The organism is Pseudomonas sp. ADAK2 (assembly GCF_012935755.1).
Lineage (GTDB): Bacteria > Pseudomonadota > Gammaproteobacteria > Pseudomonadales > Pseudomonadaceae > Aquipseudomonas.
The window spans coordinates 2,145,472-2,167,746 of sequence record NZ_CP052862.1 but is presented as its reverse complement, the minus strand read 5'-3'; the positions used below and the strand labels follow the sequence as shown (position 1 = coordinate 2,167,746).

Here is a 22,275-nt window from a genome sequence, read left to right as displayed (position 1 = left end):
ATGAAAAGGATAGTGCTGGTTCTTTTGATTTTGGCCTGCGCATCATGTGCCAAAGATCATAATAAGCCTTCAGCAGATTTGGCGTTTGTATCCGTTGAGCGGGAAGGAGACTTGCCTCTTTATGATGTCAGTTTCAGCTCCAGCGTTAATCTGCAGGACCTTTATGGGCAAGGCGAGGGATTGGGGCAGGCTTCAACTAAGCTTATCTGCGCGTTGGAAAATGACAGTGATTTCTCTGTCGGCAACATTATCGAACGCTCCGCCTATGGTTTGCTTGAAAAAAGTGCTATCGGTCATTCTTCAGCGGCGTTCAATTATGTCACTCGCGCCTTTTTGAGCGAGACACGTAATAAAGGTACTTCCCGAAGAAATCTTTCAGTCAGCGAACTGAACTCGATGTTGGCAAAGAAGGCAGATATTCCATGCAAGGTCGTCATTACGGCCTACGGTTACAAGCCTTACTACACTAACACCCTGTACATCCCCACCGTCGACCTCCTACGCGAAATCAACAAACCCAAATCCAACTGAAAAAACCGGAGGCGCGAGCTTCAACCCCGCGCCTCCTCACTCAACGCCCCCTTCAAAAACTCCACCAACCCCCGCTGCATCCCGGTCAACGTGCCCTCGCGACTGACCAACGCCAACTCCGACGCCGGTAATTCAGGCAAATCGGTACATACCGTATGCTCCGGCAACACCGCCGACTCCGGCAGCACGGAAATCCCCAACCCTGAAGCCACCGCCGCTTGAATCCCGGTCAAGCTATGGCTACCGAAAGCCACGCGCCAGGGCCGTTGGGCCACATCCAGCAATCGGGTGGCGCGCTGGCGATAAATACAGCCCTGGGGAAACAACGCCAGTGGCAACACTCCGTTAGCCGAGTCAACACCCGCACCTTTGACCCACACCAACACCTCCGGCCAGGACGCCCAGCACGGTCCGCTGTCCGGTTCGCGTTTGATCAGGGCGATGTCGATGTCACCGGCGTCGAGTTTTTGCTTGAGGTCCAGGCTCATGCCGCTGATGGTTTCCAGTCGGGCGTGGGGCCGGGCCTGGATGAAACCGGCGAGCAGCACGGCCATGCGCCGGGCGTCGAAGTCTTCCGGCACACCGAGGCGCAGGATCTCCAGATCGACGTCGCTGGCCAGGGCCTGCACCGCCTCCGAGGACAGTGCCAGCAAGCGGCGGGCATAGCCGATCAGGCGTTCGCCATGTTCGGTGACCGTGACGTTCTGCCCGGTGCGATCACGGATCAGCAGCGGGTGGCCGATCAGCTCTTCGAGTTTGCGCAGCTGCTGGCTGACGGTCGACTGGGTGCGGTGCACGCGCTCGGCGGCGCGGGTGAAGCTGCCTTCGTCGACCACGCAGACGAAGCTCTTGAGCAATTCAAGATCGAGCATGGCGGTCTCCTTGATATTCGAATTTCAACTGAGATGGCGGTATGGATTTAATTTCACACTATCACCAAGCGCTCTTAAGCTGAAGCTCTCATCTCAGAGGAAACGCTCATGACACTCCAGCACACCCCGCGCCCCGAATGGTTGACCTTCGATTGCTACGGCACGCTGATTCAGTGGGATGAAGGCCTGAAAGCCGTGGCCGCCGACATCTTGCAGGACAAGGGCGAGCACTCGATCGACGTCGATCGCCTGATCGCGGTGTACGACCGGCATGAACATCAACTGGAGCAGACCCCGCCGCACCGTTCGTTTCGCCAATTGAGCACCCTCGGCTTGCAACGGGCCCTGGAGGAGTTGGGGTTGGCGAGTCTGCCCGAAGACAGTCAGCGCCTGGCCGGGGCGATTCCACGGATGTCGCCGTTTCCCGAGGTGATTGAGACGCTGGCGCGGCTCAAGGCCATGGGCTTCAAGTTGTGCATCGTGTCCAACACCGATGACGACATCATCGCTGGCAATGTCGCGCAACTCGGCGGGCATATCGATCGGGTCATCACCGCGCAACAGGCCGGCGCCTACAAGCCGAATCCGCGGTTGTTTGACTACGCTCATGAGCAACTGGGCGTACGACGGGATCAGGTGGTGCATATTTGCGCCAGCCCGATGCTGGACCACGCCGCCGCGCGGGACATGCAGTTTCGCTGCGTGTGGATCGATCGCGGCACCGGTCGGCAATTGCTGCCGGACTATCGGCCGGACGCCATCCTTCACACGCTGGACCAGGTCGTGCCCTTGTTCACCTCCCTTGGCTGGTAACACATGGAGTCGTCGCTATGGCACACACCCTTGCAGGCAGTTCCCGCCCCGCGCGCTACGCCGATCTGAACCTGGATTCGGAGGCCGCCATCATTGCCCGCACGGAACTGGCGGCGTGCTTCCGACTGGCGGCGCTGCACGGTTTGGAGGAGGGCATTTGCAACCACTTTTCGGCCATGGTGCCGGGGCGTGATGATCTGTTTTTTGTGAACCCCTACGGCTATGCGTTTGCCGAGGTCAGCGTCGACAACCTGCTGGTCTGTGACTTCCACGGCAACGTCGTGGCCGGTGACGGGCAGCCGGAGGCGACCGCGTTCTACATCCATGCCCGGCTGCATAAACAGCTGCCACGGGTAAAAGTGGCGTTCCACACGCACATGCCGAATGCCACGGCATTGTGTTTGCTACAAGGCCCTCCGTTGCTGTGGCTGGGGCAGACGGCATTGAAGTTTTACGGGCGCACGGCGGTGGATGAGGACTACAACGGCTTGGCCCTGGACGAGTCCGAAGGCGATCGGATTGCCAGTGTGCTGGGCGCTGCCGATATCCTGTTTTTGAAGAATCACGGGGTGATTGTCTGCGGGCCGGCCATCGCTGAGGCCTGGGACGATTTGTATTACCTGGAACGTGCCGCCCAGGTGCAGTTACTGGCGATGGCGACCCAGCGCGAGCTCAAGCCTGTTCCCCACGAAATTGCCCAGCGGGCGTATGAGCAGATGCGTTTGGGGGATGCCGAAAGTGCTCGGGCGCATTTGCAGAGTGCGATGCGGCGGTTGGCTGGGTGAGTGTTTGTGGCGACTGCGGGGGCCTCATCGCGAGCGAATTCGCGATGAGGTCTGCGCCATTTCAGCCTGCTCGAACCGGCAACCCCAACGCCAGCAGATCCTTACGCAACTGCGCCGGGTTAAAGAACTGAATCCCGTGAAGCCCCACCCGCTGCGCCCCTTCAATATTCGGCCGGTGATCATCAATGAACACCGCACGACTCATATCTACGTCGTAGCGTGAGGCAAGCAACTGGAAGATTTCCGGCGATGGCTTGATCACGCCTTCGGCGCCCGACACCAGAATCCCTTCGAAACGCTGCAGGAACTCAAAACGTTCAAGGGCAATCGGAAAGGTTTCAGCGGACCAGTTGGTCAGCGCCAGCAGGCGAACGCCGTTGGCGTGCAGTTCATCGAGGATGGCGACGGTGTCTTCGATGGCACCGTCGAGCGTTTCTTCCCAGCGTTCGTGGTAGGCGCGGATCAGCGCTTCCTGGCTCGGATGGCGGGCGATGGCTTCCTCGATCGCTGCCTGCCAGGTCCGGCCTCTGTCCTGTTGTTCGTTCCAGGCGGTGTGGCAGACCTCGGCCAGGAAGGTTTCCATGGCTTCTACGTCGTCACCGAACAACTTCTTGTAAAGGTTTCTGGGGTTCCAGCGGATAAGTACATTGCCGAGATCGAAAACGGCGGTATTGAAAGTGATCGGGTGAGACTGAGTGCTCATGTTTTCCTCCGTGGATGAACCTGCGGCACAGGTGCTGAAGCCTTTCATCCTAGCAGAGCGGGTTTTCCCATTGGCCCCGGACAACCCCGTAGACTAAGCTCACAAAAAATAAGGGCTTTGGGCCTTCGCCCGTGCCGTGCCCTCCAGGAAACCCTTTTGCCAATCCCCATTCATGACTCGCACCATGCCCCCGGCGCACTGAAACGCTTGCCTCTGCTCAAGGCTTCGGCGTTTTTCATCGCGGCGGTGTGCCTGTGCCTGTGTGGTTTGCTGTACTTGCAACTGGAGCAATCGCGGCGCCATGACCTGGCACTGGCCGAAGTCGCGTCGTCGAACCTCACGCGGGCCATGGCGCAGCAGGCCGAAGATACGTTCATGAAGGCCGATCTGGTGCTGACCAGCCTGGCGGACTGGATTCAGGCGGACGGCTATGACGCCGCCCAAGTGCCGCGCCTGCAGAAAACCTTCGTCAGTCGGGTCCAGGCACTGCATCAATTGCACGGGATTTTCCTGTTCGACCAGCAAGGGCAGTGGGTCATTACCTCGTTCGCGGACTTGCCTCACGGGTCCGGGGTATCGGATCGCGAGTACTTCAAGTTCCACCAGCAGAACGTCTCGTCCCTGGCGCACATCGGCCCGGCCATCCGCAGTCGCGAGAACGGCGAGTGGATCATTCCGGTGTCCAGGCGGGTCAATGACAAGAACGGCAATTTCCAGGGCGTGTTGCTGGCCGGCATCAAAATGGCGTACTTCGACCAGTTCTTCAAAAGCTTCAGCATCGATGACCAGGGCGCGATGTTTCTGGCGCTGACCGACGGCACGCTGTTGGCGCGGCGGCCGTTTATCGAATCGCAGATCGGCACGTCGGTGGCCCAGGGCGCGATTTTCCAGAAGCATCTGCCCAACGCCAACGCAGGCAACGCGATGATCAACTCGGTGGTCGACAACACGGTTCGCTTGTATGGCTACCGGCAGTTGGAGGCGTATCCGCTGGTGGTGTCGGCGGCGTCCTCCAAGGACGCGATTCTCAAGGACTGGTACGCCACGGCGTTTCAGTCCAGCGTCATTGTGGCCCTGGTGGTGCTGGGCGTGGGGCTGTTCGGCTGGGTGTTCATTCATCAAGTGCGCGATGGCGGGCGGATCGAAGCCGATCTGCGCACGGCCCAGGAAGCGCTGGAACTGATCGCGACCCACGACAGCCTGACCGGCCTGGCCAATCGGCGCCTGTTCGAGCGGGCGCTGGACATCGAGTTCGGCCGCGGTGCCCGACAGGCGAGCCCGCTAAGTCTGGTGATGCTCGATATCGATTTCTTCAAACGCTACAACGACACTTATGGCCATGTGGCGGGAGATCATTGCCTGGCCGAAGTGGCGCGAGCGCTGAAGACGTGCTGCCATCGCAAGGCCGATCTGGCGGTGCGCTACGGCGGCGAAGAATTCGCGGCATTACTGCCGGACACCGACATTCACGGCGCGATGGTGATTGCCGAACAGATCCGCCGCAGCGTCATGGACAAAAACATCACCCACAGCGGCTCGCCCACCGGTTACGTGACCGTCAGCCTGGGCTGCTATTCGTTCGTGCCCACCGGGCGGGACAGCATCGAAGTGTTTATCCAGCGTGCGGACGCCGCGTTGTATCAGGCCAAGCACTCGGGGCGAAACCGTTCAGCGGTGCTGTCGATGGAAGGTGGCGTGGAAGCCTTGCTGCGCTCGGACCGTTGATTGGGTGAACAGGCAGGCCCTGATTCCAGACGTCGAAATCAGAAGCTGCCTTTACGCGTTCAGCTGCCTGTCCCACCACCAGCCCCGCCCGTACCGCCGCCGGCCGCACCGGTGCCACCGCCCGCGCCCGAACCACTGGTCCCGCCATTGCTGCCATTGACGCCCGAGCCCGTGCTCGATGAGCCGGAACCGCTGCCATTGCTGCCCGAACCGTTGGCGCCTGATGGCGCGCCGGGCGTGCTGTTGGGCGGCAGCGTCGAACCACTGACGCCGCCGGACTTGGTGCCCGTGCCATCAGCAGCATCGTTGGCGGCATAGGCCACAGACGCGGTGCACAGCAAACCGGCCAGCAGCAGCGAGGTGATTTTTGTCGTGATCATGGTACGTCTCCAGAATTGAGTCGTTACCTGATATTGGTCTCAGGGCCGCGCGGTTGGTGCCGGTTGGATGACGAATGGTGGGTTCTCAGAGGAACGCTTCACGCAAGTGGCAGATCACCTGCTCGACTGTCATGCCGGGTGCTTTTGGCGGATCAGGCCGTTCACAGAACTCGCGCCAGACGAACAGTGTCAGTTCGGCGCCATCGGTCGGGCTTGCCGGCGTGGCGGAAGAGAAGGTGTCGAGCAACCGGTAGCGTTCATCCTGCCAGAACAGATCCTCGACCCAGTCGTAGATCGGGACGATGTGAAAATGGATGGAGTGCCCGGGTTCATGGCCATAACGACCGATGTACAGGCGTTTGGGTTTGAACAGTGTTTCAACGATGCGTTGGGTGGTGGCCAGCAGCGGACCGAGTTCGGCCAGTGCGCTGTCGGGCAGTTCGTGGAGCGCGTTGGCGTTGGAGCGGGCGCCAAGCATCAGGTAACCCGGCAACGCCGAGTTGAGGCGATGGTTGAGCTGCCAATATTTGGTTTCGTGAATGATGAAGGGTTGCGGGATGTTCATCGGTGCTCCTTTTCAGCCCTGCATGAGTGCCAGTTTCGTTTCCAAGTGCTGCCGAACCTGCGGCCATTCATCATCAATGATGCTGAACCGCACCGAGTTGCGCTTGCGACCGTCCGGCATGATCCGTTCGTGGCGCACGATGCCTTCCTGCTGCGCGCCCAGCCTGAGGATCGCGTTGCGGGATGTCTGGTTGTTTTCGTCAGTGGTGAATTGCACCCGCACGCAATCGAGCGCTTCGAAGGCATGGCGCAGCATCAGGTACTTGGCCTCGGTGTTGACGAAGGTTTTCTGCCAGCTGGCGCCGATCCAGCTGCTGCCGATTTCCAGCTTGCGGTTGAGCCGGTCGACTTTCCAGAACCGGGTAGAGCCGATGACTTTGCCCGTCTCCTTGAGCACGATGACGAACGGCAGGACGCTGCCGGCATCGCGACCGTCGAGGGCTCTTTTCAGGTAGCTGTCGACGGTGGTCGAGGAGGGGACCACGGTGACTGTCAGTTTCCACAGTTCGCCGTCTTCCGCCGCTTGCACCAGCGCCTCGGCATCGGCGTATTGCAGGGGGCGCAGGATGATTCTGTTGCCTTCGAGGGAGGTGTCCATGGCGTCGATATTCTCGGCAGATCAGGCGGGGCATTGGGCGCCTATTACGCCGCACATTGCTTTGCCGACGCAACCACCAGAACCGGCAGCTGTCACACCCTAGACACCTCTTCACCAGGAGCCTGGGTCGATGAAGCCTTTGCGAATCGCGACGTTTAACGTCAACGGCCTGCGCGCCCGACTGCCGAACCTGCTGGCCTGGCTGGCGCGAGAGCAGCCGGACATCGTCTGCCTCCAAGAGCTCAAATCCCTCGACAGTGCCTTCCCGGCCGCGGAGTTGGAAGCTATCGGCTATGGCGCGATCTGGCAGGGCCAGTCCTCGTGGAACGGGGTGGCGATCCTGGCCCGGGATGCGCAACCATTGGAAAGTCGTCGCGGCTTGCCCGGAGACGACGCCGATACCCAAAGCCGCTATCTGGAAGCGGCGGTTCACGGGGTGCTGGTGGGGTGTCTGTACTTGCCTAACGGCAACCCGCAACCGGGGCCGAAGTTCGAGTACAAACTGGCCTGGTTCGAGCGGCTGATCAGCTACGCGCAAGCCCTTCAAGCCAGTGACCACCCGGTGGTGCTGGCCGGCGACTACAACGTGGTGCCCACCGACCTGGACATCTACAACCCGCGCTCCTGGCTCAAGGATGCGTTGCTGCAACCCGAGAGTCGCGAGTGTTATCAGCGCCTGCTGGACCAGGGCTGGACCGATTCCCTGCGGCACCTTTACCCGGAAGATCGCCTCTACACGTTCTGGGATTATTTCCGACAGCACTGGCAGAAAAATTCCGGGTTGCGTATCGATCATCTGTTGCTTAACCCGGCGCTGAGTCCGTATCTGCAAGAGGCCGGCGTCGATGCCTGGGTGCGCAACGAGCCCCATGCCAGCGACCATGCGCCGACGTGGATTCGGTTGGGGACGCGCAAGCGGCGTTGATTCTGCGTGGGTGGCGATTGGCGAAATCAATTGTCGGTCAAGCCGGTTTATCCCTTATATAGGGCGACCATCGGCGCAGTGACCTGCGGCCCCGTGCATAAGGATTGAGCAATGAGTGAGCCACGCCTGAGGAATCTGGATCTGTACCTGCAACGCCTGGGTTTCAGCGCTCCCCCCGCGCCCACCCTGGACACCCTGCGTCAACTTCAACTGCGCCATACCGGCGCGTTCCCGTTCGAGAACCTCACCACGTTATCCGGCGAACCGGTACTCATCGACGTGCCGTCCGTGGAGCAGAAAATCCTGCACCAAGGCCGCGGTGGCTATTGCTATGAACTGAACAACAGCTTCCTGGCCCTGCTTCAGGCGCTGGGCTTTGACGCTCGCGGCATCAGCGGGCGAGTGGTGATGGGCCAGCCGGAAGGCGCGTGGACCGCGCGCACTCACCGCTTGAGCCTGGTGACCCTGGACGGGGTGCGCTACATCAGCGACGTCGGCTTCGGCGGCATGGTGCCGACCGCGCCGCTGATGCTCGATACCCGCGCCGAACAGCCGACGCCTCACGAGGCCTATCGCATTGAGCAGCACGAAGACGGCTACACCCTTCGCGCGAAGGTCGCCGATGAGTGGCGCGCGATGTATATCTTCGATCTGCAACGTCAGGACGACATCGATTACACCGTCGGCAATTGGTACGTCTCGACCCATCCGGAATCGTCTTTCGTCAAACAGTTGATGGTGGCCCGTACTGGCGAGGGCTGGCGGCGGACGTTGAACAACGGCAGCTTTGCGATCCACCGGATCGGAAGCGAGAGCGAACGGCGCGAGGTGACGGATGTCGATGAGTTGCTCGCGTTGCTGGAAAGGGAGTTCGGGATTAGGGTGCCGCCGAGTGCGCGCTTGAAGCAGGTGCTCGAGCGTTTGATCGAGCCCAAAGAACAGGACAGGTAAAAGCCTGGCACTCCATTTTCCTGTTCCCTTTTCAACGAATATCGCGCCGCCATTTCCCACTCTTGGCGTTAAAGCGCCTGCAAGCAAGCCCCAGGCGTGGATAGATCCATGGAATGCCGTAGGGGCGAATGGTGAAATAAAACCGGTAATCGGCGTAGTCGTGGAAGGTCGCGTAGAAATGCGCTTCATCCAGCCAGAAGACCTCGTCGAGCCAGAACGAATTGTACATTTGACCGACTGTGCGTTCGTTCAACACCGTTGCGAGGTCTTTGCTGACCAGTACAAAACAGACAGCCTCTTCGAATGGGCAGTCGAAGTCGGTCACCAGCAGATAGCCGGCTGCCGTTTCGTATTGGTGCAATAGATTGAAGCCCGAGATCGCCAGCGAAGAGACGCTGCCATCGATGATGACGGGGGTTTTCGCCGGCCAGTCTTCATAGGGGCCGTGATGCTGCACCAGGGCGAATCGCTCAATCACATTCATGGCTATGGCTCTGCAAAGTGTTCGACGCGTTCGCCGTGGTTCAGTTGCTGAAGGATGACAGCGTTGTTGCCTAGGGGCGGACATCCGGTTCCATCACCCGACGGATTTCGCTGAGCGCGTCTGCGAGTTTCTTCTCGAGGCTTTTCAGGTCGGTGGCGGTCACGCCTTTTTTAAGATGGCCTGTCGTGGCGCTACCGTGTTGATCGGCCTTCGCGACTTGCCCGTTATCGTTGAGCAACGCCTGGCGCAAAGTGTTGTTGATCACCGTCTGATAGCCAAACCCTTCGTTTTCCGCAAGCGAGCGCGCCGCTTCGATCACCGCATCGTCGAGCATGATGGTAATGCGGGTCTTGCCTTTGCTGGAGGCCACCGCCCCGCGTTTGGCGTTACTGAAGTCGTATTCATCTTTCATGGTCATGCCTCCTTGTATTGGCGACGCTCGTTTTTGGTCGCGACGCGCGCCGAAATGATTCGAACGAAATTCGGATCGCGCCAGGTGTAGGCAACCACCAGTACCCGACCTTTGGCGTCCTGCCCCACGATAATCCAGCGCTGCTCATCGTGATCGCGGTCTTGCACGGTCAGGGCTCGCTCGTCGTCGAACACTGGCTCGGTTTCTGCAAGGCTGATGCCTCGATGCTTGAGTTTGTTGGCCGCGTTTTTCGCTTTGTCATATTGAATTTCGAATGGCTTCATTATGCATACTTTATATGTATATAAAAGAGGGCCTCCGTGCCGGCGGTCGCCATGAAGGAAAAAGATTAGCGGGAGAAGGGAGAAGCGCCGGGATGGATGTATTTCAAGGTTTTAGAGCGATTGGGCGCGTAGTGCGACGGTCAGGATGAACAGATGTCCATAATCTGACTGGTCAGTTGTATACAACTCTATAGACATTTGTCCTGAGTCTTGCATACAGTGTGCGCATAACAAAAACCAGGGAACCCCCCAACCATGAAAACGCCCCATGTTTCACACCAACGGCCTGAGGATGAAAATCTCGGGATCGGCGCGAATATGGCTTACGGCCTGCAACACGTCCTGACCATGTACGGCGGCATCGTCGCGGTACCCTTGATCATCGGCCAGGCGGCCGGGCTTTCGCCGGCGGACATCGGTTTGTTGATTGCTGCTTCATTGTTTGCGGGGGGCTTGGCGACCTTGCTACAGACCCTCGGTCTACCGTTTTTCGGTTGTCAGTTGCCGCTGGTACAGGGCGTGTCGTTCTCCGGCGTCGCGACCATGGTGGCGATTGTCAGCAGCGGCGGGGAGGGTGGCTTTCAGTCGATCCTCGGGGCGGTGATTGCCGCGTCATTGATCGGTTTGCTGATCACACCGGTGTTCTCACGGATCACCAAGTTCTTCCCGCCGCTGGTCACCGGCATTGTGATCACCACCATCGGCCTGACGCTGATGCCGGTGGCCGCACGCTGGGCCATGGGCGGCAACAGTCATGCCCCGGACTTCGGCAGCATGGCCAATATCGGTCTGGCGGCCGTGACCCTGGTGCTGGTGCTGCTGCTGAGCAAGATCGGCAGCGCAACCATCTCTCGCCTGTCGATTCTGCTGGCCATGGTCATCGGCACGGTGATCGCGGTATTCCTCGGCATGGCGGACTTCTCCTCCGTGACCCAAGGCCCGATGTTCGGCTTCCCGACCCCGTTCCACTTCGGCATGCCGACCTTCCACTTCGCCGCGATCCTGTCGATGTGCATCGTGATCATGGTGACCCTGGTGGAAACTTCCGCCGACATCCTGGCGGTGGGCGAAATCATTGGCACCAAGGTCGACTCCAAACGCCTGGGCAATGGCCTGCGTGCTGACATGTTGTCGAGCATGATCGCGCCGATCTTCGGTTCCTTCACCCAAAGCGCGTTCGCCCAGAACGTCGGGCTGGTGGCGGTGACCGGGATCAAGAGCCGCTTCGTGGTGGCCACTGGCGGTGTGTTCCTGGTGGTCCTTGGCCTGCTGCCATTCATGGGCCGGGTGATTGCGGCAGTACCGACCTCGGTGCTCGGCGGCGCCGGTATCGTGCTGTTTGGCACCGTGGCCGCCAGCGGCATTCGTACGCTGTCCAAGGTCGACTATCGTAACAACGTCAACCTGATCATCGTCGCCACCTCCATCGGCTTCGGCATGATCCCCATCGCGGCACCGAACTTCTACGATCACTTCCCGAGCTGGTTCGCGACGATCTTCCATTCGGGCATCAGTTCGTCGGCGATCATGGCCATCGTCCTGAACCTGACCTTCAACCATTTCACCACCGGCAACTCGGATCAGCAGTCGGTGTTTGCGGCCGGTACTGAACGCGTCCTGCGCTACCAGGACCTGGCGGCATTGCGTGAAGGCGATTATTTCAGCGAAGGCAAGCTGCATGACTGCGACGGGAAGGAGATCCCGGTGGTCGAGGCGGAGCATGGGCACGCGGAACCGCGGGCGGTGCATGCGAAGAGTGGGGAGCATGTCTGACGGTAGACACCCGTTGAAAGGGCTGTAGATCAAAAGATCGCAGCCTTCGGCAGCTCCAGGTGAAAGCGAATCCTGTGAGCTGCCGAAGGCTGCGATCTTTTGACTTTATGACAGGCACAAAAAAGCCCCTGAACCGTTCGATTCAGGGGCTTTTCGGTACTTCTGTCTGGCTCCACGACCTGGACTCGAACCAGGGACCCAGTGATTAACAGTCACTTGCTCTACCAACTGAGCTATCGCGGAATGGCGTGTATGTTACTGATTCAAAAAGAGAAGTCAAGCATCCATTGTTAACTTGATGGATTCATGAAGACGGACGGTGGTTTATCGGCCATTGGCGGTTACCAGAATCGTCCCGGAGGTCTACCATAGCTGCCCGGAAGTGGTGACACGCGCTACCGGCCATTCGCCGAACAAGGTAAGCGCCATGAATCATCCAGTACTCACATTGCCAAACCACGGGGTGTTCGCATGAGCATCGCCCAGATCAGCCTGCCCAAAGGTGTCGGTCCTCACGCCGAGAAACTGTTCGACGCCATCACCCAGGCCAGCACCGCTGATGAATTGAACCGCGCCGGTGGCAAGGCGGAAGGTTTTGTCCTTGGCCTGGAAAGCGCCAAGGCGATCAAGAGCCAAGTCGCCGAATCGCTATACGTGGCGTATGACGACGCCGCCAGCCAGCGCGCGACCGAACTGGCTTAACCGCCGAAGGTAAAGGTGCCGAGCATCAGCTTGGCATACAGCGAAGTTGCGGCCAGTTGCACCAGCCATAAGGCCAGGCCGCCGAGAAACACGCCGGCTGCCACTTGCAACACCAGGTTGTTGCCGCGTTTGGCCGGGGTGCGAGGGACGAAATGGTCCAGTTCGTCACGGTCAGCGCGTAGGTCATCGTTTTTCATGTGGGTTCTCGTAGATATTCCAGGCTGTACACATAATCTGTAGGAGCATCGTTGTGTGCAGTTTAGAGGGCGTGGACAACGCTTTGACACATCTCTCAGACAAATAAAAAACGGGAAGCCAAAAGGCTTCCCGTTTTTCGTACCGCGCGAGACTCAGATCACCGCAACGATGGCCTTGGTTACTGCATCGATGTTGCTCTGGTTCAGCGCCGCTACGCAGATGCGGCCGGTGTCCAGGGCGTAGATGCCGAACTCGCTGCGCAGACGGGTCACTTGCTCAACCGTCAGGCCGGAGTAGGAGAACATGCCGCGCTGGCGACCGACAAAGCTGAAGTCGCGCTGCGGCGCTTGCTTCGCCAATGCTTCAACCATCTGGATGCGCATGCCGCGAATCCGCAGGCGCATTTCCGCCAGTTCTTCTTCCCACTGTGCGCGCAGCACCGGGCTGTTCAGCACGGCGGCAACGATGCTTGCACCGTGGGTCGGCGGGTTGGAGTAGTTGGTGCGGATCACGCGTTTGACTTGCGACAGCACGCGCGCGCTTTCTTCTTTCGATTCGCTGACGATCGACAGGGCGCCAACGCGCTCGCCGTACAGCGAGAACGATTTGGAGAACGAGCTGGAAACGAAGAAGGTCAGGCCCGATTCCGCGAACAGGCGCACAGCCGCGGCGTCTTCGTCGATGCCGTCGCCGAAGCCCTGGTAGGCCATGTCGAGGAACGGTACGTGACCCTTGGCTTTCACCACGTCCAGTACGTTGTTCCAGTCCGCCGGGCTCAGGTCCACGCCAGTCGGGTTGTGGCAGCACGCGTGCAGCACAACGATCGAGCCGTTCGGCAGGGCGTTCAGGTCTTCCAGCAGGCCGGCGCGGTTAACGTCGTGGGTAGCGGCGTCGTAATAGCGATAGTTCTGCACCGGGAAACCGGCGGTTTCGAACAGCGCGCGGTGGTTTTCCCAGCTCGGGTCGCTGATCGCCACGACAGCGTTCGGCAGCAGTTGCTTGAGGAAGTCGGCACCGATTTTCAGGGCGCCAGTACCGCCAACGGCTTGAGTGGTGAGGACGCGGCCGGAAGCGATCAGCGGCGAGTCATTGCCGAACAGCAGTTTTTGCACGGCCTGGTCGTAGGCGGCAATACCGTCGATAGGCAAGTAGCCACGGGAAGCGTGTTGAGCGACGCGAATCGTCTCGGCTTCGACAACGGCGCGCAGGAGTGGAATTCGCCCCTCCTCGTTGCAGTAAACACCGACCCCCAGGTTGACCTTGTTGGTACGGGTATCGGCGTTGAATGCTTCGTTGAGGCCCAGGATTGGATCGCGTGGTGCCATTTCGACAGCGGAGAACAGGCTCATTTTTGCGGCGGCTCTGAATGGAGTGTGGAGGGACGTGTCGCGCTCCAGCCGAATGCACTAGAGCGGTGCACAAACGGGGAGCTAGTATAGAGGCCATCTGCGATGGCTGGCGACAGACGATTCGGCTTTTGGGGTAAGTTTTTCCGATTATTTTTCGACCGTTAGTCGAAAGGCATCGTCAAAGACTTCGAGGGATGTAGGACGTTTGCCTTGAAAGCGCGGGCAATCGGCTCCACATTGAGCACAATCCAGTTTTTTCCTCGGGCGACGTCGGTCGTTTGCGGTCTTTCTCGTTCCTGTCCGGTTTGACCGCGCGGGGGTGAAATCAGAGGTATTTCATGTCTGAATTCCAGCTAGTCACCCGCTTCGAGCCCGCCGGCGATCAGCCGGAAGCCATCCGCCTGATGGTCGAGGGCATCGAAGCCGGGCTGGCGCACCAGACTCTGCTCGGTGTGACCGGCTCGGGCAAGACCTTCAGCATCGCCAACGTGATCGCCCAAGTACAGCGCCCGACCCTGGTGCTGGCGCCGAACAAGACCCTGGCCGCGCAGTTGTACGGCGAATTCAAGGCATTCTTCCCGAACAACGCCGTCGAATACTTCGTTTCCTACTACGACTACTACCAGCCCGAAGCGTATGTGCCGTCGTCGGACACCTTCATCGAGAAGGATGCGTCGATCAACGACCACATCGAACAGATGCGACTCTCGGCGACCAAAGCGCTGCTGGAGCGCAAGGACGCGATCATCGTCACCACGGTGTCCTGCATCTACGGTCTGGGCAGCCCGGAAACCTATCTGAAAATGGTGCTGCACGTGGATCGCGGCGACAAGCTCGATCAGCGCGCGTTGCTGCGTCGGCTCGCCGATCTGCAATACACCCGCAATGACATGGATTTCGCCCGCGCGACCTTCCGGGTTCGCGGTGACGTGATCGATATCCACCCGGCGGAATCCGATTTCGAAGCGATCCGCATCGAGCTGTTCGACGATGAAGTGGAGAAGATTTCCGCCTTCGATCCGCTGACCGGCGAAGTCACCCGGCAGTTGCCGCGCTTCACTTTCTATCCGAAAAGCCACTACGTGACGCCGCGGGAAACCCTGCTCGGTGCCATCGAAGGCATCAAGGTCGAGCTTCAGGAGCGCCTGGACTACCTGCGCACCAACAACAAACTGGTGGAAGCCCAGCGTCTGGAGCAGCGCACCCGTTTTGACCTCGAGATGATTCTCGAACTGGGTTACTGCAACGGCATCGAAAACTACTCGCGCTACCTGTCCGGTCGTGAATCCGGCCAGGCGCCGCCAACCTTGTTCGATTACCTGCCGGCCGATGCCTTGCTGGTGATCGACGAATCCCACGTCAGCGTGCCGCAGGTCGGCGCGATGTATAAGGGCGACCGATCCCGTAAAGAGACGCTGGTGGAGTACGGTTTCCGTCTGCCGTCGGCGCTGGACAATCGGCCGATGCGTTTCGACGAGTTCGAAAACATCAGTCCGCAGACGATTTTTGTCTCGGCCACACCGGGCAACTATGAGGCGGAACATGCTGGCCGCGTGGTCGAGCAACTGGTGCGCCCGACCGGTCTGGTAGACCCGCAAATCGAAATCCGTCCGGCGCTGACCCAGGTCGACGATCTGCTCTCGGAAATCGGCAAACGCGTGGCGCTGGAGGAGCGGGTACTGGTCACCACGCTGACCAAGCGCATGTCCGAAGACTTGACCGATTACCTGGCCGACCACGGCGTGCGCGTGCGATACCTGCACTCGGACATCGACACCGTGGAGCGGGTCGAAATCATCCGCGATTTGCGCCTCGGCACCTTCGACGTGCTGGTGGGGATCAACTTGCTGCGTGAAGGCCTGGACATGCCGGAAGTGTCATTGGTGGCGATTCTCGATGCGGACAAGGAAGGCTTCTTGCGTTCCGAGCGCTCGCTGATTCAGACCATCGGCCGAGCAGCGCGGAACCTCAATGGTCGGGCGATTTTGTACGCCGACCGCATCACCGGTTCCATGGAACGGGCGATCGGCGAGACCGAGCGTCGTCGCGACAAGCAGATCGCGTTCAACCTGGCCAATGGCATCACGCCCAAAGGTGTGTTCAAGGACGTCGCCGACATCATGGAAGGCGCCACCGTGCCGGGTTCGCGCAGCAAGAAGCGCAAAGGCATGGCCAAGGCCGCCGAGGAGAGCGCCAAGTACGAAGCCGAATTGCGCTCGCCGGGTGAAATCGCCAAGCGCATCAAAGCGCTGGAAGAGAAGATGTATGCGTTGGCCCGCGACCTCGAATTTGAAGCCGCGGCGCAGATGCGAGATGAGATTGGCAAGTTGCGGGATCGGTTGATCACGGTTTGAGCCCAGGATCGTTCCCACGCGGAGCATGGGAGCGATCAGAGGCGGCTAGTGCGCCTCCCCAGCCTTCAATCCCGCCGGCAACGCCTTGGTCAGCAACACCGCCAACATGCTGATCCCCAGCGCAATCCCGACAAAGTGAAACGCATCGTTATAGGCCATGATCGACGCCTGCTGATGCACGATTTCACTCATCTTGCCCAGTGCCGCCGTGTCACTGCCAAACCGGTCCGCCATCGACGCCATCCGCTCGGCCACCTGAGGATTGCTCGGCACGATCGACTCGCGCAAATAATCAAAGTACGTCTTGGTCCGCGCATCCAGCAACGTGGCGAGCAGGGCGATGCCAATCGCGCCGCCGAGGTTGCGCAGGATGTTGAACAGGCTCGACGCCGACCCCGCGTCCTGGGGCAGGATGTACGCGGTGGCGATCAGCGAGATGGTCACCATGATCAACGGCTGGCCCAGCGCACGGATGATCTGGATCTGATTGAACTGCGGCCCGGCGAAGTCCGGATTCAACACCCCCGAGGAAAAACTCGCCAGGCCGAACAGCCCAAAGCCAATGGTGCACAGCCATTTTGGCGGGATGAATTTCATCAGCTTCGGCACCAGCGGAATCAGGAACAACTGCGGCACGCCCATCCACATGATCACTTCGCCGATCTGCAGCGCGTTGTAGTTCTGGATCTGCGCCAGGTACAGCGGCAGCAGATAGATCGAGCCATACAACCCGACCCCCATCCCCAGGCTGGAAATGCTCGACAGCCCGAAGTTGCGATTGCCAAGGATGCGCAGGTTGATCAGCGGATTGGGCTTGGAAAACTGCACGATCACAAAGGTGATCAGGCTGAACAGCGCAATGCTGCCCAGGCTCACGATCAGGCTCGATTCCAGCCAATCCTTGCGGTGGCCTTCTTCAAGAAACACCTGCAAGCAACCGAGGCCGACGCCGAGGGTGAGAATGCCCATGTAGTCAGTGCTTTTCAGCAGTTCCCAATGCGCTTCTTTCTTCTCCAGGCCATACATCAGGCCGGCGATCATGATCAGGCCGGGCGGGATGTTGATGTAGAAAATGTATTCCCAGCCCCAGTTTTCCGTGAGCCAGCCACCGATGGTCGGGCCGATGGAGGGCGCAAAGGTCGCGGTCATGGCGAACATGGCCATGCCTTTGGCGCGGTGGTGTTCCGGGAGTTTGATTAGCGTCAGTGTGAATGCGAGAGGGATCAGCGCGCCGCCGGTGAAACCCTGCAGGGCGCGAAAGACGATCATGCTTTCCAGGCTCCAGGCCATCGAGCACAACAGCGAGGCCGCGAGAAAACCGAGGGACACCCACACTGCCAGGCGCCGTGCCGAAAGCAACTGCACCAGCCACGCGGTGAGCGGGATCATGATGATTTCCGCCACCAGGTACGAGGTGGAAATCCACGAGCCTTCTTCCAGAGTCGCCGACAGCGCGCCCTGGATGTCCTTGAGCGAGGAGTTGGTTATCTGGATGTCGAGCACCGCCATAAAGGCGCCGAGCATCACGCTCATGACTGCAATCCAGTCCCGCCGGGTCGGTTCGCCGGCCGGGCGAAGCAGTTGATCACCGGCCATCGTCAGGGGCGTCTTTGATGTTCACTTTGACGGTGACCGACATCCCCGGGCGGATCTTGCCGTGCAGCGGATTGTCCGCGGCGAACGTCAGTTTTACCGGAATCCGTTGTACGACTTTGGTGAAATTGCCCGTGGCATTGTCCGGCGGCAACAGGCTGAACTGTGCGCCGGAGGCGGCGAACAGGCTGTTGACTCGGGCTTCAATCGGCGTGTCGCCGTAGGCGTCGAACGTCAGTTCGGCTTTCTGCCCGGGCTGCATGTGGCCGATCTGGGTTTCCTTGAAGTTGGCCTGAATCCAGATGTCCTGGTCCGGGACGATCGACAGCAGATAGGCGCCGGCCTGCACGTACTGGCCATTGCGCGCGGCGCGTTGGCCGATGAGGCCGCTGATCGGCGCATGGATTTCGCTGCGGGTCAGGTTCAGTTGTGCCTGGGCCAGGTCGGTCTTGGCGTTGGCGATCATCGCGTCGAGGCGCTTGATCTCGGCGCTCAGGGCGTTGACTTGCTGGCGCTGACTTTGCGCATCGGCCTGGGCCTTGGTCACTTGCGAGCGGGCGATGTGGTTGTCGGCGGAGAGGGTGGTCACCCGTTCTTCCGAGACGTAGCCAGGTTTGCGCAGGGCTTCGGCTCGGGACAGGTCGATTTGCGAGCGGCCGAGGCTGGCCTGGCTGGACACCACTTGCGCGTCGCTGGCGGCAATCAGGCTGGCCTGCTGGGTCAGTTTGCTCTGGGCTTGCAGGCGCTCGGCTTCGCGGGTGGCGAGGGCGGCGTTGGCGCGGTCGACGGCGAGGTGGAAGTCATCGCCTTCGAGCTTGATCAACAGTTGGCCTTTTTCGACGTGCTGATTGTCCTGCACCAGCACTTCATCGATGCGTGCGCCCAATTGGCTGGAGACGCGGGTGATCTCGCCCTGGACATAAGCGTTGTCAGTGCTTTCATAAAAACGCCCCTTGAAAAACCAATGGGCAAAGAAGCCCCCGGCGATCAATAGGACGATCAATAGGAAAATAAACAGGCGACGCTTGAGTTGGGCAGGCATGGGGCAGACTGTAGTCGAGAAATTGTAAGGAAAGTTATCAGCAGGCGAATCTGGCATACCGCCGATAAACGGTAAATGCCATCGGCTGATATTTGGCCATTCACCGCGGTCTGCGGGCGTTGTAGACGCAACCTTGGCTTAAATGCCCTGCTGACTGGAGCCGGGCGGGTATCGCCTGTTACCATTCGCCCCTTGCTTGATCTTCGCTTTCAATTCTTTGTTGAGACTTACCATGACCACCGTCCGCACGCGCATCGCGCCATCGCCTACCGGGGACCCCCACGTAGGTACCGCTTACATCGCATTGTTCAACTACTGCTTTGCCAAGCAGCACGGCGGTGAGTTCATCCTGCGGATCGAAGACACCGATCAATTGCGTTCGACCCGCGAGTCCGAACAGCAGATTTTCGACGCCCTGCGCTGGTTGGGCATCGACTGGAGCGAAGGCCCGGACGTCGGCGGCCCGCACGGTCCTTACCGGCAGAGCGAGCGCGGCGACATCTATCAGAAGTACTGCCAGCAACTGGTTGATATGGGCCACGCCTTCCCGTGCTTCTGCACCGCCGAAGAACTGGACCAAATGCGCGCCGAGCAAATGGCTCGCGGCGAAACCCCACGTTACGACGGCCGTGCGCTGCTGCTGTCCAAGGAAGAAGTCGCTCGTCGTCTGGCTGCTGGCGAGCCGCACGTGATCCGCATGAAAGTGCCGAGCGAAGGCGTTTGCGTGGTGCCGGACATGCTGCGGGGCGACGTCGAGATCCCGTGGGATCGCATGGACATGCAAGTGCTGATGAAGACCGACGGCTTGCCGACGTACTTCCTGGCCAACGTGGTCGATGACCACTTGATGGGCATCACCCACGTACTGCGCGGTGAAGAATGGCTGCCATCGGCGCCAAAACTGATTCTGCTGTACGAATACTTCGGCTGGGAACAACCGGAGCTGTGCTACATGCCGCTACTGCGTAACCCGGACAAGAGCAAGCTGTCCAAGCGCAAGAACCCGACCTCGGTGACGTTCTACGAGCGCATGGGCTTCATGCCGGAAGCGATGCTCAACTACCTGGGCCGCATGGGCTGGTCGATGCCGGACGAGCGCGAGAAGTTCTCGTTGCAGGAAATGGTCGACAACTTCGACCTGAGCCGTGTATCCCTCGGCGGGCCGATTTTCGACGTCGAGAAGCTGTCGTGGCTCAACGGCCAGTGGCTGCGTGACCTGCCGGTGGAAGAGTTTGCCAGCCGCTTGCAGACCTGGGCGCTGAACCCGGAATACATGATGAAAATCGCTCCGCACGTGCAGGGCCGGGTTGAGACTTTCAGCCAGGTCGCACCGCTGGCCGGGTTCTTTTTTGCCGGTGGCGTGAACCCGGACGCGAAGCTGTTCGAATCCAAGAAGCTCTCGGGTGATCAGGTTCGGCAGTTGATGCAGTTGATCCTCTGGAAGCTCGAAAGCCTGCGTCAGTGGGAGAAGGACAGCATCACCGCGACTATTCAGGCGGTGGTTGAATCCCTGGAGCTGAAGCTGCGTGACGCCATGCCGCTGATGTTCGCTGCGATTACTGGCCAGGCCAGTTCGGTGTCGGTGCTCGATGCGATGGAAATCCTTGGTCCGGATCTGACCCGTTTCCGCCTGCGCCAGGCCCTCGACTTGCTCGGTGGCGTGTCGAAGAAGGAAAACAAGGAGTGGGAAAAACTGTTGGGCAATATCGCCTGATACCCACTGTTCTCTGTAGCAGCTGCCGAAGGCTGCGTTGGGCTGCGAAGCGGCCCCTTATGGCAGCAACACAATCTGTCTGAAAGGGCAGGGTGGCCGAATCGCGAGTGCTACGCACTCGAACGCAGCCTGCGGCAGCTGCTACAAGAACGGATACACCCCCGGAATTACGGGGGAGGGCGGTAAGTGATTGTTATGTCGGCAAAAAACTTTGAAATATTTTAAAAATAAGTTTGACAGCCTTCCGATGCGCCATTAAGATTCGCCCCGTCCTCAGCGATGAGGGGCTATAGCTCAGCTGGGAGAGCGCTTGCATGGCATGCAAGAGGTCGACGGTTCGATCCCGTCTAGCTCCACCAATTTACACTTCAAGGTCTGGCCACACCGGCCTTGAAGCGATCAACACTCAGCGTTGATCAGTTGTATAGAAGGGTTTGCGTCCCCTTCGTCTAGTGGCCTAGGACACCGCCCTTTCACGGCGGTAACAGGGGTTCGAGTCCCCTAGGGGACGCCAGTTTTACAGAAGCAGTGTCGCAAGATGCTGCTCCGCCGCCAGGCGATAAATCGGGGCTATAGCTCAGCTGGGAGAGCGCTTGCATGGCATGCAAGAGGTCAACGGTTCGATCCCGTTTAGCTCCACCAATTTTACAGTTCAAGGTCTGGCCACACCGGCCTTGAATCGATCAGCTCTCAGCGCTGGTCAGTGTATAGAAGGGTTTGTGTCCCCTTCGTCTAGTGGCCTAGGACACCGCCCTTTCACGGCGGTAACAGGGGTTCGAGTCCCCTAGGGGACGCCACGATTACCCGCTCTGCGGGATTTATAAGGGTCATTCAATTATTGAATGGCCCTTTTGTTTGTCTGGCGTTTGGCCAAATCTCCTTTTCCTTCAAAACTGTTCTTCAGACCAGCGGTCACAGCCATGACTTGCGCAAATTTATTATGCGAATAATATTCTAGTCGTAATATTCGGAGGCAACGATGAACGATAAAAAAGCTCAAACCCGCGAACGCATCCTCAAGGCTGCCAGCGCAGCGCTGATTCAGCGCGGCCCGGCCGAGCCGAGCGTGGGCGAAGTGATGGGCGCGGCCGGTCTGACGGTCGGCGGCTTCTACGCACACTTCGAAAGCAAGGACGCGATGATGCTGGAAGCGTTCAAGCAGTTGCTCGGTCACCGCCGTGGCTTGATCGCCGACATGGACGCCGAGTTGACCGGCGAAGAGCGTCGTGCCTTGGTGGCTGCGTTTTATCTGTCTCGCAAACACCGTGATTCCTCTGATTCAGCGTGCCCGATTCCGGCTTCGGTTGGTGAACTGGGCCGTCTGCCGGACGAATTCCGTGTGGCGTTGAATGAGCATGTGGAAATGATGGTCGCGCAGTTGGCGGCCAGCCCGGAAGACACCGACAAAGCCTTGGCCGACATGGCCTTGATGGTCGGTGGTTTGGCCCTGGCGCGGGCGTTGGGGCCAGGCGAATTGTCCGATCGATTGCTGCGCGCCGCTAAATCCGCGGTGCTATGACCTG

At 59.6% G+C, this 22,275-nt stretch carries 23 protein-coding genes and 5 tRNA genes; 15 read left to right on the top strand and 13 right to left on the bottom strand.

What is annotated here, in order from left to right; translation table 11 throughout:
- Positions 1-531, top strand: coding sequence for a hypothetical protein (locus HKK52_RS10065; RefSeq protein WP_169370697.1), 531 nt, complete (start codon positions 1-3; stop codon positions 529-531).
- Positions 532-551: 20 nt separating this feature from the next.
- Here HKK52_RS10065 and HKK52_RS10060 read toward each other — a convergent pair whose 3' ends face one another.
- Positions 552-1,403 (bottom strand): LysR substrate-binding domain-containing protein, encoded by an 852-nt coding sequence (locus HKK52_RS10060; RefSeq protein WP_169370696.1) that lies wholly within the window; start codon positions 1,401-1,403, stop codon positions 552-554.
- Positions 1,404-1,511: 108 nt separating this feature from the next.
- Here HKK52_RS10060 and HKK52_RS10055 point away from each other — a divergent pair, with 108 nt between their 5' ends.
- Together HKK52_RS10055 and HKK52_RS10050 are read left to right on the top strand one after the other, a co-directional pair.
- A complete protein-coding gene (locus HKK52_RS10055) occupies positions 1,512-2,216 on the top strand; it encodes a haloacid dehalogenase type II (protein ID WP_169370695.1) in 705 nt (234 codons plus the stop codon).
- Positions 2,217-2,233: 17 nt separating this feature from the next.
- Positions 2,234-3,001 (top strand): aldolase, encoded by a 768-nt coding sequence (locus HKK52_RS10050; RefSeq protein ID WP_169370694.1) that lies wholly within the window; start codon positions 2,234-2,236, stop codon positions 2,999-3,001.
- 61 nt (positions 3,002-3,062) lie between these two features.
- On the opposite strand, the gene HKK52_RS10045 is transcribed toward HKK52_RS10050, so the two are convergent.
- On the bottom strand, positions 3,063-3,704 hold the full coding sequence (locus tag HKK52_RS10045) for an HAD family hydrolase (RefSeq protein ID WP_169370693.1): 642 nt from the start codon (positions 3,702-3,704) through the stop codon (positions 3,063-3,065).
- A 156-nt stretch (positions 3,705-3,860) separates the two neighbouring features.
- Between HKK52_RS10045 and HKK52_RS10040 the strand changes: the two genes are divergently transcribed.
- On the top strand, positions 3,861-5,429 hold the full coding sequence (locus HKK52_RS10040) for a sensor domain-containing diguanylate cyclase (protein ID WP_169370692.1): 1,569 nt from the start codon (positions 3,861-3,863) through the stop codon (positions 5,427-5,429).
- Between the two features lie 59 nt (positions 5,430-5,488).
- On the opposite strand, the gene HKK52_RS10035 is transcribed toward HKK52_RS10040, so the two are convergent.
- From HKK52_RS10035 to HKK52_RS10025, 3 genes are all read right to left on the bottom strand, one after another.
- Positions 5,489-5,809, bottom strand: coding sequence for a hypothetical protein (locus tag HKK52_RS10035; protein ID WP_169370691.1), 321 nt, complete (start codon positions 5,807-5,809; stop codon positions 5,489-5,491).
- 85 nt (positions 5,810-5,894) lie between these two features.
- Positions 5,895-6,374, bottom strand: a complete 480-nt coding sequence (locus HKK52_RS10030) for an HIT family protein (protein WP_169370690.1) — start codon at positions 6,372-6,374, stop codon at positions 5,895-5,897.
- 12 nt (positions 6,375-6,386) lie between these two features.
- The gene (locus HKK52_RS10025) at positions 6,387-6,971 is read right to left on the bottom strand and encodes a GNAT family N-acetyltransferase (RefSeq protein ID WP_169370689.1); all 585 of its coding nucleotides are present in this window, start codon (positions 6,969-6,971) and stop codon (positions 6,387-6,389) included.
- 130 nt (positions 6,972-7,101) lie between these two features.
- Here HKK52_RS10025 and xth point away from each other — a divergent pair, with 130 nt between their 5' ends.
- The gene (gene xth / locus HKK52_RS10020) at positions 7,102-7,896 is read left to right on the top strand and encodes an exodeoxyribonuclease III (protein WP_169370688.1); all 795 of its coding nucleotides are present in this window, start codon (positions 7,102-7,104) and stop codon (positions 7,894-7,896) included.
- Positions 7,897-8,007: 111 nt separating this feature from the next.
- Positions 8,008-8,847 carry an arylamine N-acetyltransferase family protein gene (locus HKK52_RS10015; RefSeq protein WP_169370687.1) on the top strand — a complete coding sequence of 280 codons (840 nt, stop codon included), beginning with the start codon at positions 8,008-8,010 and terminating at the stop codon, positions 8,845-8,847.
- 31 nt (positions 8,848-8,878) lie between these two features.
- On the opposite strand, the gene HKK52_RS10010 is transcribed toward HKK52_RS10015, so the two are convergent.
- From HKK52_RS10010 to HKK52_RS10000, 3 genes are all read right to left on the bottom strand, one after another.
- Complete coding sequence (locus HKK52_RS10010) at positions 8,879-9,331, bottom strand: hypothetical protein (protein ID WP_169370686.1); 453 nt, start codon at positions 9,329-9,331, stop codon at positions 8,879-8,881.
- Positions 9,332-9,401: 70 nt separating this feature from the next.
- Positions 9,402-9,743 (bottom strand): BrnA antitoxin family protein, encoded by a 342-nt coding sequence (locus HKK52_RS10005; RefSeq protein ID WP_237150767.1) that lies wholly within the window; start codon positions 9,741-9,743, stop codon positions 9,402-9,404.
- Positions 9,744-9,745: 2 nt separating this feature from the next.
- Positions 9,746-10,027: a BrnT family toxin gene (locus HKK52_RS10000; RefSeq protein ID WP_169370684.1), complete on the bottom strand. Its 282-nt coding sequence runs from the start codon at positions 10,025-10,027 to the stop codon at positions 9,746-9,748.
- 255 nt (positions 10,028-10,282) lie between these two features.
- On the opposite strand from HKK52_RS10000, the gene HKK52_RS09995 reads away from it, so the two are divergent.
- Entirely contained in the window at positions 10,283-11,800 is a 1,518-nt protein-coding gene (locus HKK52_RS09995) for a nucleobase:cation symporter-2 family protein (RefSeq protein WP_169370683.1), read from the top strand.
- Positions 11,801-11,967: 167 nt separating this feature from the next.
- On the opposite strand, the gene HKK52_RS09990 is transcribed toward HKK52_RS09995, so the two are convergent.
- A tRNA-Asn gene (locus HKK52_RS09990) sits at positions 11,968-12,043 on the bottom strand.
- Positions 12,044-12,271: 228 nt separating this feature from the next.
- On the opposite strand from HKK52_RS09990, the gene HKK52_RS09985 reads away from it, so the two are divergent.
- On the top strand, positions 12,272-12,502 hold the full coding sequence (locus HKK52_RS09985; RefSeq protein ID WP_033061947.1) for a hypothetical protein: 231 nt from the start codon (positions 12,272-12,274) through the stop codon (positions 12,500-12,502).
- On the opposite strand, the gene HKK52_RS09980 is transcribed toward HKK52_RS09985, so the two are convergent.
- Together HKK52_RS09980 and HKK52_RS09975 are read right to left on the bottom strand one after the other, a co-directional pair.
- The gene (locus tag HKK52_RS09980) at positions 12,499-12,699 is read right to left on the bottom strand and encodes a hypothetical protein (protein WP_054054136.1); all 201 of its coding nucleotides are present in this window, start codon (positions 12,697-12,699) and stop codon (positions 12,499-12,501) included. The genes HKK52_RS09985 and HKK52_RS09980 overlap by 4 nt on opposite strands.
- A gap of 153 nt (positions 12,700-12,852) precedes the next feature.
- The gene (locus HKK52_RS09975; protein WP_169370682.1) at positions 12,853-14,049 is read right to left on the bottom strand and encodes an amino acid aminotransferase; all 1,197 of its coding nucleotides are present in this window, start codon (positions 14,047-14,049) and stop codon (positions 12,853-12,855) included.
- Positions 14,050-14,387: 338 nt separating this feature from the next.
- On the opposite strand from HKK52_RS09975, the gene uvrB reads away from it, so the two are divergent.
- Positions 14,388-16,403 (top strand): excinuclease ABC subunit UvrB, encoded by a 2,016-nt coding sequence (uvrB, locus tag HKK52_RS09970; RefSeq protein ID WP_123403549.1) that lies wholly within the window; start codon positions 14,388-14,390, stop codon positions 16,401-16,403.
- A 45-nt stretch (positions 16,404-16,448) separates the two neighbouring features.
- Here uvrB and HKK52_RS09965 read toward each other — a convergent pair whose 3' ends face one another.
- Positions 16,449-17,999 carry an MDR family MFS transporter gene (locus HKK52_RS09965; protein ID WP_169370681.1) on the bottom strand — a complete coding sequence of 517 codons (1,551 nt, stop codon included), beginning with the start codon at positions 17,997-17,999 and terminating at the stop codon, positions 16,449-16,451.
- Entirely contained in the window at positions 17,989-19,038 is a 1,050-nt protein-coding gene (locus HKK52_RS09960; protein WP_169370680.1) for an HlyD family secretion protein, read from the bottom strand. Before HKK52_RS09960 ends, HKK52_RS09965 begins: the two co-directional genes overlap by 11 nt.
- Before the next feature lie 232 nt (positions 19,039-19,270).
- Here HKK52_RS09960 and gltX point away from each other — a divergent pair, with 232 nt between their 5' ends.
- The 6 genes from gltX to HKK52_RS09930 all read left to right on the top strand — a co-directional run bounded on the left by gltX (position 19,271) and on the right by HKK52_RS09930 (position 22,271).
- Positions 19,271-20,752: a glutamate--tRNA ligase gene (gltX, locus tag HKK52_RS09955; RefSeq protein WP_169370679.1), complete on the top strand. Its 1,482-nt coding sequence runs from the start codon at positions 19,271-19,273 to the stop codon at positions 20,750-20,752.
- A 283-nt stretch (positions 20,753-21,035) separates the two neighbouring features.
- A tRNA-Ala gene (locus tag HKK52_RS09950) sits at positions 21,036-21,111 on the top strand.
- Positions 21,112-21,190: 79 nt separating this feature from the next.
- Positions 21,191-21,266 (top strand) — tRNA-Glu (locus HKK52_RS09945).
- A gap of 52 nt (positions 21,267-21,318) precedes the next feature.
- A tRNA-Ala gene (locus HKK52_RS09940) sits at positions 21,319-21,394 on the top strand.
- A 79-nt stretch (positions 21,395-21,473) separates the two neighbouring features.
- Positions 21,474-21,549, top strand: a tRNA-Glu gene (locus tag HKK52_RS09935).
- 182 nt (positions 21,550-21,731) lie between these two features.
- Entirely contained in the window at positions 21,732-22,271 is a 540-nt protein-coding gene (locus HKK52_RS09930; protein WP_169370678.1) for a TetR/AcrR family transcriptional regulator, read from the top strand.
- Positions 22,272-22,275 lie beyond the last annotated feature (4 nt).